The organism is Klebsiella sp. B345 (genome assembly GCF_051131735.1).
Classification (GTDB): domain Bacteria; phylum Pseudomonadota; class Gammaproteobacteria; order Enterobacterales; family Enterobacteriaceae; genus Klebsiella.
This window is the reverse complement of the sequence record NZ_CP180443.1, coordinates 2,499,455-2,516,308: the sequence shown is the minus strand read 5'-3', so window position 1 is coordinate 2,516,308 and position 16,854 is coordinate 2,499,455. Positions and strand designations below refer to the sequence as shown.

The window sequence follows — 16,854 nt, the reverse complement described above, 5'->3', positions numbered from 1 at the left end:
AGGCTTAGTGAGACGCCGCTGCCATGTTGTGCTGGCGGTGGCGGGAGACGAACCCGAGAATCAGGCACATCACAAAGACCACGGCGTAGAGGCCGTTAGCGGTGTGCAGCGCAGCCAGTGGGCCGCTGGCTGCCACAATCGGGCCGGTCACAACGAAGGTCAGCATGGTGCCGATGGTGCCGCAGGTCAGGACGAAGTTCACCAGCTTCGGCGATGCCACTTTGGTCTGCAGCGAACCCAGGGTGATGAGCGAAGTGTAAATCGCGCTGGAGAAGAAGCCCAGGGTCAGGATAAACCATGGCATGTGCTCCGGCGAACCGTTGATGAACAGATACATCAGCACCGTTGCCAGGCCCGCCAGAACGGTGAGGATCCGCTGAAGGTCGAAGAAGCGCAGGATAAAGCTAAATGACCACATTCCAATCATGTAAGACATCCAGAAATCACTGACCAGTTGACCGCCATCGGCAAGGCTCATACCCAGCGTCTTCGCGTATTCAGGCACCCAGGAGATAAAGCCCAGCTGGCCGAGGATATAGCACAGCGCCGCGATAGCGAGGAACAGCACGCCGATGCCCCACTTTTCTTTGACCACGGGCTGACTGTCCTGCTGCGCTTTTTTACCGAGAACCGGGAATTCGCAGCCGAAAGTCAGAATAAAGATCGCTACGTAGACCAGACCAATGCAGGCGTACACCCAGTACCACTCAATGCTACGAGCCAGCAGGAATGCAGCGACCATCGGGAAAATCATCCCCGCCATGCTGAAGAAGGAGTCGGTAAACAGCAGGCGCGCACCGCGCTGACGGCCTTCATACATGTGGGTGATCAGGAAGGTACCGATCGACATGGTAATCCCGCTGACCAGACCCAGTACAAACATCGAGGCGGAAAATAGCGCCAGGCTGTGGCTGTACATCAGCCCGGCAACGGCCAGCACCATAAGAATAAAGCCAAAACGGAGCTGAGTTTTCAGCGGGACAATTTCCATCAGCCAGGCGTTCAGGAAGATAGAGATCAGAATACCGGCGTTGAGGAAAGTAAAAGTGTTACTCATACTGGAAACCGGTAGGTGGAAATAATCGGCGATATTTCCCATCACCATTCCGGTGACGATCACCAACGCACCGGTAAGGGCGTAGGAGAAGAAGCTGATCCATGTGAGCTTGGTACGGTTGCTGTTAGTCATGACTGGCCTGTGAATAGAAATGTAAAGCGCATTGACTGCGCGATGGCGAACAGATTTTATTCATTCGCGTGATGTAAGCAAACGTTTATTATGTAATACACTCTTTTTTGCATTGATTAGTGTGATGTTGATCGGCTTTAAATGCGGCGCTGGTGAATGGATGTGTCGTAACAACTATTTCAGCTACGTAAAATTAGGTAAAACGCTGGCCCACGATGCAAAGGCTCTTTAGAATCAAAGCACTCGCTTTTTATTCTGCTCCGTTAAGGAATTCCCATGTTCAAATCAACTCTGGCGGCGGTGGTTGCCGTTGTCGCCATTTCAGCTTTCTCTCCGGCTATGGCTGCGAAGGGCGATCCTCATGTATTGCTGACGACCTCCGCGGGAAATATTGAGCTGGAGTTAAATAGCCAGAAAGCACCGATTTCCGTGGATAACTTCCTGAAATACGTGAACAGCGGTTTCTATAACAACACCACCTTCCACCGCGTAATCCCGGGCTTCATGGTGCAGGGCGGTGGATTTAACGAACAGATGCAGCAAAAGCAGCCGAATCCGCCGATTAAAAACGAAGCCGATAACGGCCTGCGCAACACCCGCGGCACCATCGCGATGGCGCGTACTGCCGACCAGGACAGCGCGACCAGCCAGTTCTTCATTAATATCGCTGACAATGCTTTCCTTGACCACGGACAGCGTGATTTTGGCTACGCGGTCTTCGGTAAAGTGGTGAAAGGCATGGACGTGGCAGATAAGATTTCTCAGGTGCAGACCCACAACGTCGGGCCGTACCAGAATGTTCCGTCTAAACCCGTCGTCATCCTCTCCGCGAAAGTCCTGCCGTAAGCTTTTCTTCCCGCGCGGGTAATGATCCCCCGCGCCTTATCGCCCGTTCTGTCTCAGCGGAAAGGGCGATTCCGACCCTTCTGCACGGATGTTTCGCAAAGTGATAAGCGCAGCAGCATAATCTGAGTAGAATAGCCCGGTTTTGTTTTTTCCGGAGCCACCATGATCCTGCTTATCGATAACTATGATTCTTTCACCTGGAACCTGTACCAGTATTTTTGCGAGCTGGGGGCGGAGGTGCTGGTCAAGCGCAATGATGAGTTGACGCTTGAGGAGATTGCGGCGCTGGCGCCGGAGAAAATTGTTATCTCGCCCGGGCCCTGTACGCCGAATGAGTCCGGCATCTCGCTGGCGGTTATCGCGCATTATGCCGGCCGGGTTCCGCTGCTGGGGGTTTGCCTGGGCCATCAGGCGATTGCGCAGGTCTTTGGGGCCACCATCGTCCGCGCTGCTACCGTTATGCACGGCAAAACCTCGCCTATCCAGCACAACGGCACCGGGGTCTTCCTGGGGCTGAATAATCCGCTGGTGGTCACCCGCTATCACTCTTTGCTCATTGACCCTGCGACCCTTCCCGCCTGCTTTGAAGTGACGGCGCGTAGCGAGAATGGTGAAATTATGGGAATTCGCCATCGCGAGTGGGATCTCGAAGGGGTGCAGTTCCACCCGGAGAGCATTCTCAGCGAGCAAGGGCATCAGCTGCTGGCAAACTTTCTCAATCGATGATTTATGCCTTTCATACATCCAGGCTAGCGCTTAGTCGCTTAACCCCACAACGCGAATTATTTTGGCTATACAGTTGCCATTGATTGATTTTTTATGCATATTTTGTGATTAGATTATCACAATAATGATTGCGTAACGAAGAAGGATGGCATGACATGGCAACTGAGCAACCGGTAATTACCCGCGCCACATTCGATGAAGTTATTCTGCCAATTTATGCACCTGCGGAATTCATCCCGGTAAAGGGTAAAGGTAGCCGCGTATGGGATCAGCAGGGTAAAGAGTACATTGATTTTGCCGGTGGGATTGCGGTGACGGCGTTAGGTCATTGTCATCCGGCGCTGGTGGCGGCGCTGCAGCAGCAGGGCGAAACCCTGTGGCACACCAGCAACGTCTTTACCAACGAACCGGCGCTGCGCCTTGGTCGCAAGCTGGTGGACGCCACCTTTGCCGAGCGTGTGGTATTTATGAACTCCGGTACGGAAGCCAACGAGACGGCCTTCAAGCTGGCGCGCCACTACACCATTACCCGCCACAGTCCGTATAAGACCAAAATCATCGCCTTCCATAACGCCTTCCATGGCCGCTCGCTGTTTACCGTGTCCGTGGGCGGGCAGCCAAAGTATTCTGATGGCTTCGGCCCGAAACCCGCCGACATTATCCACGTGCCGTTTAACGACCTGCATGCGGTTAAAGCGGTGATGGACGATCACACCTGCGCGATCGTGGTTGAGCCGATCCAGGGAGAAGGTGGCGTGATGGCGGCGACGCCAGAGTTCCTGAAAGGACTGCGTGAACTGTGCGATGAGCATCAGGCGCTACTGGTGTTTGATGAAGTGCAGTGCGGGATGGGGCGTACCGGTTCGCTGTTTGCGTACATGCATTATGGCGTGACGCCGGATATCCTCACCAGTGCTAAAGCGCTGGGCGGCGGTTTCCCGATCAGCGCCGTGCTGACCACCAATGAGATTGCCAGCGCCTTCCATGCTGGCTCCCATGGTTCAACCTACGGCGGTAATCCGCTGGCCTGCGCCGTTGCCGGGGCGGCATTTGATCTGATTAATACGCCTGATGTGCTGGAAGGGGTGAACGCGAAGCGGGCGCTGTTTGTGCAACATCTGCAGGAGATTGATGCTCGTTTCGACCTGTTTAGCGATATCCGCGGCATGGGGTTACTGATTGGCGCGGAGCTCAAACCGCAGCATCAAGGCCGGGCGCGTGATTTTCTGTATGCCGCGGCGGATGCGGGCGTCATGGTGCTCAACGCCGGGCCGGACGTCATGCGCTTTGTGCCGTCGTTGGTGATCGATGAGCAGGATATTGCTGAAGGGATGGCGCGCTTTGCCCAGGCGGTACAGAAGGTGCTTAGCGCTTAGTCGCGCTTAGCCAGATGCCATGATGAGGACGCTGACGCCATGCCACCGACGAGATGGTGTGCATGGTGTTCAGATGGTCTAGGATCCGCTGCAGGTGCTGTTCCATGGTGCTTAGCGGGCCGCGGCTCACTTCAACGTCCTGAGACTCCATAATATTCACGTCGTCAGCGCTGCCAGGACCGTCGGTGTCCAGCCGCTGCTGACAGCGCTGAAGCGCAATCTCACAGGACTCCAGATAGCGCCGGGCCAGCTCCGGCGTCAGCATGTTGTGCTCGCGGGCGAGGGTGGTCATCGCGTTGATATGCTCAACAATAAACTGGCTGTGGGTGACCCACAGCTTCATATCTTCCAGATAATGTGAGTTAAACCCAGGCTCCTGCATAGCCTGGTTCAACGAGTTAAACAGCGAGTTATGTGCTTGATTGACGCGCATGCGGCGATAGGCCAGCGCCGGTGCCTGGTGGTCGTCGCTGAGGATCAGCCGGATGGCCTCCTGATCGGCTTCCAGCGCGTCATGGGCGTTTTTACGTAGCAGTCCGCTCTGCCACTGTGGCCACAGCCAGACCATCCCGCCAAAGGCGATCAGGCAGCCGATAAGCGTATCGATAAGCCTGGCGACAATGTACTGTTCGCCGTTAAGTGTCAGAAGTTGCAGGGTATAGACCGCCGTCACGGTAAAGCCGACCATCGCCCAGCCGTAATGCTTACGAATAATCAGGTAGCTCAGCAGCGTAATGATCAGCAACGCGGTAAGCGTATACCCCTCTGGAACGTGAAAGTGCAGCGTCAGTCCGGCAATGGCGAGGCCTGCGAGGGTGCCGGCCGCCCGATGGACGATGCGCACTCGTGTCGCGCCGTAGCCGTTTTGGGTGACGAAAAGCACCGTCATTAAGATCCAGTAAGGCTTGGGAAGATGCAGGGCGCTGCCCATCAGGCTGGCGGCGGTGAGCATCACGCAGATACGCGCGGCATTGCGCAGCGCCGGCGATTTCCATGAGAGATAGTGCTTCAGCGCAGGTAGCAGCGGCAGGCGGCGTTCTTTATCTGCCATCAGGTTGCGGGCATACAGCGGGCGCTGGGTACGCAGCACCCGGGCGATGCGGCTAAAGTGCCAGGCACAGAATTGCCCGACGGGATTGTCGGGGTGCTGCCAGGCAATTTTCTCCAGCGCGCCAATCTGCTTATCCATATGAAAGCGTTGCGGATAGCGGTGGTACAGAATGTCGTCGGCCAGCACCCGTAGACGGGCGGCAACGGTTTGTGCGTTCCAGCGGATCACCGCCTCCGCGTGGCTCCGCTCCACCAGTTTCTGAACTTCCTCAGGCTGATGCAGGCTGACGGAGATATGTTCCTGTAGATCCAGCGCCACCTGAAACGCCCGCAGCAGACGCTTGTGATCGTTACGCTGGTTCGCCGCCAGCATATGCATCTGCTGGTAGCACTGGGTGATCAGATCCACCACCTTTTGCTGGCGTGTGAGCAGCGGCGGGAGCGAGGTCGCCGGGTCAATATGCTGAGTCAGTAGGCTGTATTTCGCTTCGCAGTAGTTAGCCAGCTCCCGGTAGAGCAGGCTCAAGGATTCACGCAGCGGTTGTTCGCGCCATAGCCAGAACCAGAACCAGTTAAACAGTCCGTACCACAAGGTGCCGAGTGCGTAGATCAACAGCGGCTCCCAGATGGGCATGTTCCCGGCAAGGCTCAGGGTAAAGATGGCTGCAATCAGTGAGGCCGGGAGAAGTCTGGCATGGAGCGAGCTAATCTCTGCCGTCACGCCAAGCAGCAGCGCCAGGCCGCTAAGAATTAAGGGCAGCGGGATTTCCTGTTGCAGCAGCAGCTGAACCACCAGGCTACAGCCGGCAAACAGTGAACCGCCCACGATCAGGCGTTTAAAAAAGCGTTTGTGCGGGGTGTCCAGACCGGCGACGTTACAGCAGGCAGGTACTAAGGAAAACAGCAGACCCTGTTGCAGGTGACCGAGGAGAAGACCGACCGCGACAGGCAAACACAACACCAGCGTTTGCCGCAGTGCATAGTTGACTTCTGGATGGTAAATCAGCCTGCGCCACATCAGGAGGAGACAAAAACGGCGTATTGCGGGGGCAACACGCCGTTTTAACGACTTAACGGGTACCGTAAACGACGATAGTTTTACCGTGTGCGGAGATCAGATTCTGATCTTCCAGCATCTTCAGAATACGGCCGACGGTTTCGCGAGAACAACCGACGATCTGACCAATTTCCTGGCGGGTAATTTTAATTTGCATACCATCAGGGTGGGTCATGGCGTCCGGCTGTTTAGCCAGATTCAGCAGCGTCTGAGCGATACGACCGGTGACGTCGAGGAAGGCAAGGTTACCCACTTTTTCAGAGGTGACCTGCAGACGACGAGCCATCTGCGACGACAAGCGCATCAGAATATCCGGGTTAACCTGGATCAGCTGACGGAATTTTTTGTAAGAGATTTCGGCCACTTCACATGCGGTTTTTGCACGTACCCAGGCGCTACGCTCCTGGCCTTCTTCAAACAAGCCTAATTCACCGATGAAATCGCCCTGGTTGAGGTAAGAGAGGATCATCTCTTTACCTTCTTCATCCTTGATGAGCACAGCCACAGAGCCTTTGACGATGTAGTACAACGTTTCTGCTTTTTCACCCTGGTGGATCAGCGTGCTTTTCGATGGGTACTTATGAATATGGCAATGAGACAAGAACCATTCGAGGGTAGGGTCTGTTTGCGGTTTGCCAAGCACCATGCGCGGTTATCCTCTGTTATAAGCTATCTCCGGGTGCCGACACTACACGGCATCCGGGCATGCAATCGTATTGTTTCCCTATGCCTGGGAAATGGCTGGTGATTTTTCTTCAGCCTGTAATGTGAACTCCTCTGCATACATGCAATACATCAATGTAATACTGTAGCATCCCGACTGTTTTAGCATAGCTTTTGCCGCATGTCTCCTGGTGTCTCGCTTCAGCATGATGTAGGTCGCCTTCCGTTGCGAGAATTGTTATGTGCGCGTAATCTGTCAGGAAAATTGCAACCTCGGAGTTAAATTTTATGCAAGCTCGTGTGAAATGGGTTGAAGGGTTAACCTTCATCGGAGAGTCCGCATCAGGTCACCAGATTCTGATGGACGGCAACTCCGGAGATAAAGCGCCAAGCCCGATGGAAATGGTGTTGATGGCGGCGGGCGGATGCAGCGCAATTGATGTTGTGTCTATTTTGCAGAAAGGGCGTCACGACGTGACCAACTGTGAGGTGAAGCTGACCTCTGAACGCCGGGAAGAGGCGCCGCGCCTGTTTACCAATATCAACATGCATTTCATTGTGACCGGCAAAGAGCTGAAGGATGCGGCGGTATCGCGTGCGGTGGATCTGTCGGCAGAGAAATATTGCTCGGTGGCGCTGATGCTGCAAAAAGCAGTGAACATCACCCACACCTATGAAGTCATTGAAGGCTAACTGACGGCAGGATAGTGCCAGGTAGCAGAGAACAACCCCGGTCGTAATGCGTCCGGGGTTTTTTATGGCTAGTCGATCTTTCTGCCTTCCATCAGGCGCTCTACCAGCGGCGTCATGATCAACTCCATCGCCAGGCCCATTTTGCCCCCCGGAACCACCAGCGTATTGATATGCGAGATAAACGACCCCTGCAGCATCGCGAGCAGCCACGGGAAATCGATATCCTGCAGATTACGGAAGTGGATCACCACAAAGCTCTCATCCAGTGAGGGGATGCCTTTAGCCGCAAACGGGTTCGAGGTATCGACGGTGGGGACCCGCTGGAAGTTGATATGGGTACGGGAAAACTGTGGGGTGATGAAATTGATGTAGTCCTCCATCGAACGCACGACGGAGTCCATCACCGCTTCACGGGAATGGCCGCGTTCGCTGGTATCCCGGATAAGCTTCTGGATCCATTCCAGATTGACAATCGGCACCACCCCGACCAGCAAATCGACATTCTGTGCGACGTTGTACTGCGGGGTGACCACGCCGCCGTGCAGCCCTTCATAAAACAGGACGTCGGTGGGTTCCGGGAGCGGTTGCCACGGCGTAAAGGTACCCGGAACCTGATTCCACGGGACCGCTTCGTCATAGGTATGCAGGTATTTTCGCGACTGACCGCTGCCGTTGCGCCCGTATTCAATGAAGGTATTTTCGAGCAGTCCGAAGTCGTTGGCTTCCGGACCGAAGTAGCTGATGTGCTTCCCCTGATCGCGCGCTTTACGGATCGCCATGTCCATTTCCGGGCGGGTGTAGCGATGGAAGCTGTCGCCTTCGACTTCCGCAGAACGCAGATTCAGCTGGGCGAAAATTTTTCGAAAGGCGAGGCTGGTGGTCGTGGTTCCCGCGCCGCTGGAGCCCGTGACGGCAATCACCGGATGTTTGGCAGACATAACAACTCCCAGATTAAACGATGGTGTGGTGCCGCCTTAGCCGTGGAACTGCTTGCGGGGCATAATGTTGACCGTTTCGTGTAGTTCAGACCACACCAGCACGGCTTCTCCGCTTTTTAACTGTTGTTTGACGTCGGCGACTTTATCCACCAGCGAGCGTTCATGTTCACCATAATCGGTGCCTTCGCGCAATACAAAACTTTCGATTAGGTTATCCAGCGTTTCGGGATCCAGATCGTGCCAGGGAATAATCATATTTGTGCTCCCAACCAACGGGTTAACCAGTCCGGAATGCGTCGTTCGAGCCACATTTCCGGCTTACGCAACGTGCCGCCAACGAACCCGACGTGCCCACCTTGTTCGGTCAGCTGATATTCCACATTTGCCGGCAGCTGTTCTTGCGGTGGGATAGAGTGGTGATCCATGAAAGGATCGTCCTTTGCGTGAATGATCAGCGTCGGCGTGGTGATATCACTTAATCGTGGCATCGCGCTGCACTGGCGATAGTAGTCCAGCGCATCGGCGAAACCGTGGATTTTCGCGGTGATCATATCGTCAAACTCGCGGATGCGGCGCATTCCTTTGAGCTGGCGTAAATCGACCGGCAGTGAACCCGGGTAGGCCTTCAGCTTACGGGCCGCATTGGCCTTTAGCAGGTTAAGCAGATAGCGCTGATAGACCCGGGAAAAGCCTTTATCCATATGATAGCTGCAGGCTTCCAGCATGAAGGGGGCTGAGACGATCACCGCGGCGTCCAGCGGGGCGTTATCGCCTTCTTTTGCCAGCAGGCAGCCCAGCATGTTTCCCCCCAGCGAATAGCCAACGGCGGCGGTCGGGACCGTACCAAATTCACGTTGCAGCCAGTGCAGAAACCAGCTGCCGTCTTCGGTTTCGCCAGAATGATAGATCCGGTTATTACGATTGGGTTCACCGCTACAGCCGCGAAAATGCATCACCACGCCCAGCCAGCCGCGCTGCATGGCAGCATGAATCAGGCCGTGAGCGTAGGGGCTGTGCAGGCTGCCTTCCAGGCCGTGAAAAACGACCAACCGCGGTTTATGCCGTGCCAGGGAGGGGTCTTCGCTCCATGCCAGATCGACAAAATCACCATCCGGTAGCTCGAGGCGTTGCCAGAAGGGTGTGAAGCCCAGTTTGCGGCGGATCAGACGCGGAAGCATGGTTTGCAGATGACGATTACCCACGCCGCGCATCGGGTGAAACTCGCGCGAATCGTCTTCAGGGGGCGTCATTTCTGTGGGGGTGATTTCAACCATAGCACCAGAGCAATTAATAAACTAATACGACACTATACCGCGCACGAGGTGCGCCGGTTATCCAATATGTGGTCTTACGGCCAGGACTATAGGTTACACGAAATTGCGGCCGGGTGATGACTGGAGTACGCGCTGCCGGTAATTATCGCGCCCGGCAGGCGTCGGTCCGGTGGGTCAGGAGTGGTAATGCCAGGCGCTGAGGAAAGTAGTGACGGCAGATTTGGCGAGTGGCTCCAGCTGCGCGGGGTCAAGCGCCTGCTGCGAGATCAGTGCCGCTGGTAGTGGGTAACCCATCACCGATCCAAGGAACAACCTGGCCTGCACTTCGGGTTCCGTCAGGGTCAACGTGCCGCGCGCATTTTGCGTGCTGAGTATCTCAACCAGCACGGTCAACACCCGGCCCGACGGGCGTTGTTCGATCACCGCGTACAGCTCGGGCTTTTGCACCAGCACCTGAATGAGGAGACGCTGAAAGCGGATATTTTCCGCACTGTAAAAATGCGCCTGCACGATACGAGCAAAACCGAGCAGCAGGGCTGGTAAGTCGTGCTGCTTATCCTGCAGCAACTGACGCAGCGGCGGCTGCATTTTCGCGTTTAAATAGGAAAAGCTCTCCAGCAGCAGCGCGTCTTTACCACCCGGGAAGTGGCTATAGAGCGTGGGGCGGGAGCTTCCTGCTTCAGCGGCGATGGCGTCGAGGGAGACATCCAGCCCGTGTTTCAAAAACAGTTCGCATGCGGTATGTAAAATGCGAGGGCGCGCGGTCATCGGGCGCCCACGTTGGTTAGCCATCAATTGCTATCCTTTGTGTTTTCCTTTTAGGGAGTGGATCCCCTGTTGGATCAGGATGAAAAAAAGCGGGACCAGGAGCAGCGTCAGGAGTGTCCCGGAAAGCATCCCGCCGATCACCGCGGTTCCGATTTCCGTGCGGCTCGACGCGCCAGCTCCGCTAGAGAGTACCAGAGGGATGGCGCCGGCAACAAATGCCAGCGACGTCATTATGATCGGCCGCAAACGCAGGCGTGCACCTTCAAGGGTGGCTTCCACCAGCTTTTGGCCAGCCGCCAGCCTTGTCTGGGCGAATTCAACGATCAGGATGGCATTTTTAGCTGACAGCCCCATGGTGGTCAGCATCCCGACCTGAAAGTAAATATCGTTATCAAAACCGGCCAGCGTCGATGCGCTTACTGCCCCCAATATGCCCGGAGGAATGATCAACATAACAGCCAACGGAATTGACCAGCTCTCATAGAGCGCGGCAAGACAAAGGAAGATAAAGATAACTGAGGCAAGGTAAACCCACAGCGTCTGCCCCGATGAGGCCTGTTCCTGGTACGACAATCCGCTCCATTGTAGACCGAAGCCATCCAGACCCTGTACCAGCGTGGTCATTTCATTCATCGCGCTACCGGAGCTAATACCGCTGGCGGCACTTCCCTGGAACTGGACCGCCGACAGACCATTAAATCGCTGCAGCATCTGCGGCCCTGTGGTCCATTGCATCGATGCGAAGCTGTTGAAAGAAGCCATGTTGTCTTCACTGCCGCGCACAAACCAGGTGGCGAGACTTTCAGGGCTGGAGCGCCACGGTGCATCGCCTTGCATGTAAACTCGTTTGATACGCCCGCGGTCGACAAAATCGTTAACGTAAACACCCCCCCAGGCAGCGGCGATAGTCTCGTTGATGTCAGCCTGCGCCAGACCCTGTGATTCGGCCTTCTGACGATCCACCTCAATGTGCAACTGAGATTTTTCATCAAGGCTATTGAGTCTCACTGCATCGAGGTTGCTGTTGGCTGTCGCCATCGACATCAGATTTTGTTGCGCCGCGAGAAGTGCGTCATACCCCTGCGCCGACTGGTCCTGCAGCCACAGCTCAAAGCCGCTGGACTGCCCAAGTCCGCGAACGGCCGGCGGGGCGGAAACGCTAATCGTCGTGTCGGTCGATGCCCTGAAGTACCGATTGGCGCGAGCAATAATCGACTGGGCGCTGTTTTCTGTACCCTGGCGTTCGTCCCAGCGTTTTAACTCTACAAACGCCATGCCGACGTTTTGTCCGCTGCCGGCGTTATTACGCCCGGTGACCATAAAAATGACGTTCAGGTTGTCTTTCTCTTCGGTCATAAAATAGTTTGAGATGTCTTTTCCCGTCTGCTCGGTCATCGACATCGGCGAGCCAGGCGGCAGCGTAAACTGAATGACGACCGATCCCTGATCCTCCTCCGGCAGGAAGCCGGTTGGCAGACGTTGATACTGCCAGAGCATCAACAGGATCAGCAGAAGAGTGAGCAGGCAGTTGCGTAAGGGCCGGCGAGTGATGTGCTGCAGAATGATGAGATAACGGCTTTGGCTTTTTTCGACGCCGTGGTTAAACCAGCGGAAAAATCGGCCTTGCTTCGCGTGACCGGACTTGAGTAAATGCGCGCACAAGGTAGGGGTCAGCGTCATCGCTACCAGCGCGGAGAGGCTCATGGCGGTCACGATCGTGGCGGTAAACTGCCGGTAGATGATCCCAACGGAACCACCAAAAAAGGCCATGGGAACAAAGACAGCCGACAGCACCATCGCGATACCGATCAGCGCCCCGGTGACCTCATTCATCGAACGTAGCGTCGCCTCTACCGGGCCGAGTCCCTCTTCAGCCATCACCCGCTCGACGTTTTCGACCACCACGATGGCATCATCAACCAGCAGACCAATCGCCAGAACCATGGCGAACAGCGTCAGGGTATTGATGTTGTAGCCGAGCATGCTGAGGATACCAAAGGTGCCAAGCAGGACGACCGGGACGGTGACCGTCGGGATCAGCGTCGCACGCCAGTTTTGCAGGAACAGGTACATGACGATGACCACCAGAATGATGGCTTCGATAAGGGTTTGCACCACGCCTTCAATCGAGACGGTGACGAACGGCGTACTGTCGCGCGGGTAGGCCGCCACCATACCTGCAGGAAACTGAGGGCTTAATCTTTCAACTTCGGCACGTACATTTTCGGCGGTATTGAGTGCGTTTGCCCCTGAGGCCAGTTGGATAGAGATCCCGGCAGCAGGGTAGCCATTCAGGGTGGTCAGGTTCTGATAGTTTTCGGCGCCGACCTCAATACGAGCAATGTCGCGCAGATAGATCGTGGAGCCATCGCGGTTGGTCCGAATAGTGATGTTTTCAAACTGTTCTGGCGTTTCCAGCCGCGATTGCATCGTGACTGTCGCGTTGAGGTATTGCCCTTCCAGCGTCGGCAGCGTACCGATTTCCCCGCTGGTCACCTGCGTGTTTTGTGCCTCAATCGCGGCGCGGACGTCGGAAGGCATCAGCCCGAAACTATTGAGCTTGTGCGGGTTCAGCCAGATGCGCATGGCGTACTGGGCGCCGAATACCGTGGTTTCTCCGACGCCATCGACACGGCTGAGCGGATCCTGCAGGGTGTTAACCAGGAAGTCGTTAATATCAATATTGGTGAGCTGGCCGGTTGTATCGTACAGGGCGACCACCATCAGGCTGTCCCCCTGTGATTTGGTTACCGTGATCCCCTGTTGTTGTACTTCCTGTGGTAAACGAGTTAATGCCTGGTTGACGGCGTTCTGGACCTGGACCTGCGCCATATCAGGATCGATATTTTGGGCAAAGCTGAGGCTGATACGTGCCTGTCCGGCAGAACTGCTGCTGGACGAAAAGTAGAGCAAACCATCAATGCCCTTAATTTGCTGTTCCAGCACCTGAGTGACGCTTTCTTCGATCGTTTCAGCAGAGGCGCCAGGGTAGTTTGCCGTCACGGTGACGCCAGGAGGTGCGATATCGGGATATTGTTCAACGGGTAGCGTAAACAGGGCGAGCGTACCGGCCGCCATGATGCAAATTGCCATGACGGCGGCAAAAACGGGTCGGGAAACAAAAAAATGTGCCAGCATATTCACAAACCTTTCGTCAGTCAGCGGGATAAAGTTTCCGGAGAAGCGAGGGGTAGGCTTCAGGACAATAGAGGGCGCGTCGTGCGTAGTTGACGCAGAGTGGATTGAGTTCAAGCAACATCAGGTTCCACTGATACGCCGTCCACAGGCGGTCATAGACCTGGATACTGAGTGAGTTTTGCTGCAGCTTTTCCCGCAGTTGATGCAGTGTTGCCAGCGTACTTTGACGGTTGAATAACCGCTGCTGCAGGCCGCTGCGCGTCCAGACGGCGGGCGCCGGACAGATGGCGGAAATTTTGATCGCTACTGGCGCGATAATAAGGTGTGCGGACGCAGAATTTCCGGCGCTGAATACCGATAACAACATGAAAAAAACCAGATAATTCCACCTTTTGTACAGCGTCATGTTACGGCATCCACATCAATTTATTTACTTTACAGTAAAGTAAATAAATTGGTTAAACAAGACACATTCGCAAGTGTTATGACGAGGGTAAACAGAGGAAGGTGTAGGGGAGGTCAGAGAATAACGCAGGAAAAATAGCCACCTTGCACCACAGATGGCTGAGTGACGGGGTTAAAACATACCGTTGCCGCTGGCCGTTTTTTCCGGAACAGTCTGAATAACGTCCCAGTGTTCCACGATTTTATGCTGTGCATCGAGGCGGAAAATATCCACGATGGCGCGGGTGACTCCGGGTTCGCGTCCGGTGGTGGCGACGTGCAGGACAACGTAGTCGCCATCGACGATCGTCCGTTTAATCTCGCTGCGGGAGTCCGGGTATTTATCTTTCAGGAAGGCGATAAACTGGCGAAAGCCTTCAGGCCCATCTTTTGCACCGGGGTTGTGCTGGATATACTGCTGGCCGAGATAGGGCCTGGCGGCATCAAAGTCTTTATCGTTCAACGCCTTATTATAAAAGGCGATGACGTTTTCTTTGTTTTTTAATTCGCTCTCGGTGTAGGCGGCAAAAGCTGTATGGGTCAGGGCGCACAGCAGTGAGAGGGAAAGGAGCGTTTTTTTAACCATGGCAGTTCCTCTTGCAGGTGGGTTATGCGGTTTTTAACAGAGGCGAAGCACGATGCATTCCCATAAAACCACATCGCTGGATTTTCGCCTCTGTTATTAGCATACCCGGCTTTAGCCTTCCTGCAGCATTTGCTCCAACTGCTCTTGCGCCTCCAGCCAGGCCATTTCACACTCTTCCAGACCCGACTTCGCACTGGCCTGCTGTTGCAGGCAGGCGGTTAGATCCGCTTTGCGAGAGGTGTCATACAGCTCGCTGTCGCCCAGCAACTCTTCCGCCTGAGCAAGTTGGGCGTTGAGCTTGTCCATCTCTTTTTCAAGGCGGGTAATCTCTTTGCGCAGTGGTTGAGTCAACGTACGCAGTTCGGCTTCCCGCCGTTTTTGATCTTTGCGGGCCTGGGCGCTGTTACCGGCCTCTTTCGGCGCTTCAGTGCTCTGGCTTTCCTGCTTTTGCGAGTCGCTGAGCCACTGCTGATAATCCTCCAGGTCACCATCAAACGGCTCAACTTTACCGTCGTGCACCAGATAGAGATCGTCAGTGGTCGAGCGGATCAGATGGCGATCGTGCGATACCACCACCAGTGCGCCTTCGAAATCAATCAGCGCTTCGGTTAAGGCCTGGCGCATATCGAGGTCAAGGTGGTTGGTGGGTTCATCGAGCAGCAGCAGGTTCGGGCGCTGCCAGACGATGAGTGCCAGCACCAGTCGCGCTTTCTCACCGCCGGAGAAACGTTGGGTCTCTTCGTTGACCTTGTCGCTCTGGAAACCAAACCCGCCGAGATAGTCGCGTAGCTTTTGCTCCAGCTCCTGTGGCGCCAGACGAGCCAGGTGCTGCAATGGCGATTCATCAGCACGCAGGAACTCCAGCTGATGCTGGGCAAAGTAGCCAAGCTTAATACCTTTGGCGAGGCCAATCTCACCGTGCAGCGGCTGGAGTTCACCGGCCAGCAGCTTAATCAGCGTCGATTTACCGGCGCCGTTACGACCTAACAGGCCGATACGAGAACCCGGTACCAGGTTGAGTTTGATGGAGTCCAGAATGATCCGCTCGCCGTATCCGGCGCTGACCTTCTCCATTTTCAACAGGGGATTGGGCAGGCTTTCCGGGGCACGGAAGCTAAAGTGGAACGGGTTATCGACGTGAGCCGGGGCGATCAGCTCCATCCGTTCCAGCATTTTGATACGGCTCTGCGCCTGCTTGGCTTTCGTGGCCTTGGCACGAAAACGGTCGATATAGCTCTGCAGATGCGCGACGCGCAGCTGCTGGCTTTCGTACATCGACTGCTGCTGCGACAGACGAGTCGCGCGCTGGATTTCAAACGAGCTGTAGTTGCCGGTGTACTCGAACATCGTTTGCTGTTCGATATGAATGATCTTATCGACGATCGGGTCCAGGAAGTCGCGGTCGTGAGAGATCAGAATCAGCGTGCCCGGATAGCCTTTGAGCCACTTTTCCAGCCAGATGACCGCGTCGAGGTCAAGGTGGTTGGTCGGTTCATCGAGCAGCAGTAAATCGGAGCGGCAAATCAGCGCCTGCGCCAGGTTCAGGCGCATACGCCAGCCACCGGAAAAGTCACTGACCGGGCTTTCGAGCTGCTCGTTGCTGAACCCCAGCCCGTGCAGCAGGCTGGCGGCGCGGGAGCGAATAGTCCAGGCATCGATGGCATCGAGCTTGCCGTGCACCGTGGCGATAGCATGGCCGTCGTTCTGCTCGTTGGCGTGATGTAAATCCGCTTCAAGCTGGCGATATTCGCGATCGCCGTCGATAACATAATCAATAGCGGGCTGCGCAAGCGCCGGGGTTTCCTGATTAACCCACGCCAGCTGCCAGCTGCCCGGGAAGGTCATACTGCCGCCGTCGGCGCTAATCTCGTTTTTCAAAAGCGATAGCAGCGTGGATTTCCCGCAGCCGTTTTTGCCCACCAGACCGACTTTCTGGCCAGGGTTGATGGTGGCGGTGGCGTTGTCCAGCAGGACCCGTACGCCGCGACGAATTTGTAACGAGGAGAAAACAATCATAAGGCGCCGTATGTTCTGACTATGTTAGTTTGTCATTATGATAATGTAATGTGGTAGCAAATAGCTCCACCGGGCCGCAATGGTAGCCCA

At 55.4% G+C, this 16,854-nt stretch carries 15 protein-coding genes; 4 read left to right on the top strand and 11 right to left on the bottom strand.

Annotation, left to right across the window (positions count from 1 at the left end):
• Nucleotides 1-4 precede the first annotated feature (4 nt).
• Nucleotides 5-1,189 (bottom strand): MFS transporter TsgA, encoded by a 1,185-nt coding sequence (tsgA, locus tag ACMYSO_RS11945; RefSeq protein WP_434670606.1) that lies wholly within the window; start codon nt 1,187-1,189, stop codon nt 5-7.
• Nucleotides 1,190-1,465: 276 nt separating this feature from the next.
• Here tsgA and ppiA point away from each other — a divergent pair, with 276 nt between their 5' ends.
• From ppiA to argD, 3 genes are all read left to right on the top strand, one after another.
• On the top strand, nt 1,466-2,035 hold the full coding sequence (gene ppiA / locus ACMYSO_RS11940) for a peptidylprolyl isomerase A (protein ID WP_123757349.1): 570 nt from the start codon (nt 1,466-1,468) through the stop codon (nt 2,033-2,035).
• 162 nt (nt 2,036-2,197) lie between these two features.
• Nucleotides 2,198-2,761, top strand: a complete 564-nt coding sequence (gene pabA, locus ACMYSO_RS11935; protein WP_434670604.1) for an aminodeoxychorismate synthase component 2 — start codon at nt 2,198-2,200, stop codon at nt 2,759-2,761.
• A gap of 155 nt (nt 2,762-2,916) precedes the next feature.
• Nucleotides 2,917-4,137 (top strand): bifunctional acetylornithine/succinyldiaminopimelate transaminase, encoded by a 1,221-nt coding sequence (gene argD, locus ACMYSO_RS11930; protein WP_123757351.1) that lies wholly within the window; start codon nt 2,917-2,919, stop codon nt 4,135-4,137.
• Here the strand turns inward: argD and ACMYSO_RS11925 are convergent.
• Nucleotides 4,127-6,205 (bottom strand): YccS/YhfK family putative transporter, encoded by a 2,079-nt coding sequence (locus ACMYSO_RS11925; protein ID WP_434582740.1) that lies wholly within the window; start codon nt 6,203-6,205, stop codon nt 4,127-4,129. The two genes, argD and ACMYSO_RS11925, sit on opposite strands and share 11 nt — an antisense overlap.
• 52 nt (nt 6,206-6,257) lie before the next feature.
• Nucleotides 6,258-6,890 carry a cAMP-activated global transcriptional regulator CRP gene (gene crp / locus ACMYSO_RS11920; protein ID WP_000242758.1) on the bottom strand — a complete coding sequence of 211 codons (633 nt, stop codon included), beginning with the start codon at nt 6,888-6,890 and terminating at the stop codon, nt 6,258-6,260.
• Between the two features lie 305 nt (nt 6,891-7,195).
• Here crp and ACMYSO_RS11915 point away from each other — a divergent pair, with 305 nt between their 5' ends.
• Nucleotides 7,196-7,600 carry an OsmC family protein gene (locus ACMYSO_RS11915; RefSeq protein WP_434670602.1) on the top strand — a complete coding sequence of 135 codons (405 nt, stop codon included), beginning with the start codon at nt 7,196-7,198 and terminating at the stop codon, nt 7,598-7,600.
• A 68-nt stretch (nt 7,601-7,668) separates the two neighbouring features.
• On the opposite strand, the gene ACMYSO_RS11910 is transcribed toward ACMYSO_RS11915, so the two are convergent.
• From ACMYSO_RS11910 to ACMYSO_RS11875, 8 genes are all read right to left on the bottom strand, one after another.
• Nucleotides 7,669-8,538, bottom strand: a complete 870-nt coding sequence (locus ACMYSO_RS11910) for a phosphoribulokinase (protein WP_434670601.1) — start codon at nt 8,536-8,538, stop codon at nt 7,669-7,671.
• Between the two features lie 36 nt (nt 8,539-8,574).
• Nucleotides 8,575-8,793 carry a YheU family protein gene (locus ACMYSO_RS11905; protein ID WP_123757355.1) on the bottom strand — a complete coding sequence of 73 codons (219 nt, stop codon included), beginning with the start codon at nt 8,791-8,793 and terminating at the stop codon, nt 8,575-8,577.
• A complete protein-coding gene (locus ACMYSO_RS11900; RefSeq protein WP_434670791.1) occupies nt 8,790-9,749 on the bottom strand; it encodes a hydrolase in 960 nt (319 codons plus the stop codon). Before ACMYSO_RS11900 ends, ACMYSO_RS11905 begins: the two co-directional genes overlap by 4 nt.
• 237 nt (nt 9,750-9,986) lie before the next feature.
• Nucleotides 9,987-10,604: a TetR/AcrR family transcriptional regulator gene (locus tag ACMYSO_RS11895; protein WP_434670599.1), complete on the bottom strand. Its 618-nt coding sequence runs from the start codon at nt 10,602-10,604 to the stop codon at nt 9,987-9,989.
• A 6-nt stretch (nt 10,605-10,610) separates the two neighbouring features.
• A complete protein-coding gene (locus ACMYSO_RS11890; RefSeq protein WP_434670598.1) occupies nt 10,611-13,718 on the bottom strand; it encodes a multidrug efflux RND transporter permease subunit in 3,108 nt (1,035 codons plus the stop codon).
• A 16-nt stretch (nt 13,719-13,734) separates the two neighbouring features.
• Nucleotides 13,735-14,124, bottom strand: coding sequence for a hypothetical protein (locus ACMYSO_RS11885; RefSeq protein ID WP_434670596.1), 390 nt, complete (start codon nt 14,122-14,124; stop codon nt 13,735-13,737).
• Nucleotides 14,125-14,295: 171 nt separating this feature from the next.
• Entirely contained in the window at nt 14,296-14,748 is a 453-nt protein-coding gene (locus tag ACMYSO_RS11880) for a nuclear transport factor 2 family protein (RefSeq protein ID WP_434670595.1), read from the bottom strand.
• 111 nt (nt 14,749-14,859) lie between these two features.
• Nucleotides 14,860-16,764: an ABC transporter ATP-binding protein gene (locus ACMYSO_RS11875; protein WP_434670594.1), complete on the bottom strand. Its 1,905-nt coding sequence runs from the start codon at nt 16,762-16,764 to the stop codon at nt 14,860-14,862.
• Nucleotides 16,765-16,854: the final 90 nt, after the last annotated feature.

Bases quoted from the DNA above. Each gene is read 5' to 3' on its own strand.
- tsgA (WP_434670606.1), bottom strand. From the start codon at position 1,189: ATGACTAACAGCAACCGTACCAAGCTCACATGGATCAGCTTCTTCTCC.
- ppiA (WP_123757349.1), top strand. From the start codon at position 1,466: ATGTTCAAATCAACTCTGGCGGCGGTGGTTGCCGTTGTCGCCATTTCA.
- pabA (WP_434670604.1), top strand. From the start codon at position 2,198: ATGATCCTGCTTATCGATAACTATGATTCTTTCACCTGGAACCTGTAC.
- argD (WP_123757351.1), top strand. From the start codon at position 2,917: ATGGCAACTGAGCAACCGGTAATTACCCGCGCCACATTCGATGAAGTT.
- ACMYSO_RS11925 (WP_434582740.1), bottom strand. From the start codon at position 6,205: ATGTGGCGCAGGCTGATTTACCATCCAGAAGTCAACTATGCACTGCGG.
- crp (WP_000242758.1), bottom strand. From the start codon at position 6,890: ATGGTGCTTGGCAAACCGCAAACAGACCCTACCCTCGAATGGTTCTTG.
- ACMYSO_RS11915 (WP_434670602.1), top strand. From the start codon at position 7,196: ATGCAAGCTCGTGTGAAATGGGTTGAAGGGTTAACCTTCATCGGAGAG.
- ACMYSO_RS11910 (WP_434670601.1), bottom strand. From the start codon at position 8,538: ATGTCTGCCAAACATCCGGTGATTGCCGTCACGGGCTCCAGCGGCGCG.
- ACMYSO_RS11905 (WP_123757355.1), bottom strand. From the start codon at position 8,793: ATGATTATTCCCTGGCACGATCTGGATCCCGAAACGCTGGATAACCTA.
- ACMYSO_RS11900 (WP_434670791.1), bottom strand. From the start codon at position 9,749: ATGCGCGGCGTGGGTAATCGTCATCTGCAAACCATGCTTCCGCGTCTG.
- ACMYSO_RS11895 (WP_434670599.1), bottom strand. From the start codon at position 10,604: ATGGCTAACCAACGTGGGCGCCCGATGACCGCGCGCCCTCGCATTTTA.
- ACMYSO_RS11890 (WP_434670598.1), bottom strand. From the start codon at position 13,718: ATGCTGGCACATTTTTTTGTTTCCCGACCCGTTTTTGCCGCCGTCATG.
- ACMYSO_RS11885 (WP_434670596.1), bottom strand. From the start codon at position 14,124: ATGACGCTGTACAAAAGGTGGAATTATCTGGTTTTTTTCATGTTGTTA.
- ACMYSO_RS11880 (WP_434670595.1), bottom strand. From the start codon at position 14,748: ATGGTTAAAAAAACGCTCCTTTCCCTCTCACTGCTGTGCGCCCTGACC.
- ACMYSO_RS11875 (WP_434670594.1), bottom strand. From the start codon at position 16,764: ATGATTGTTTTCTCCTCGTTACAAATTCGTCGCGGCGTACGGGTCCTG.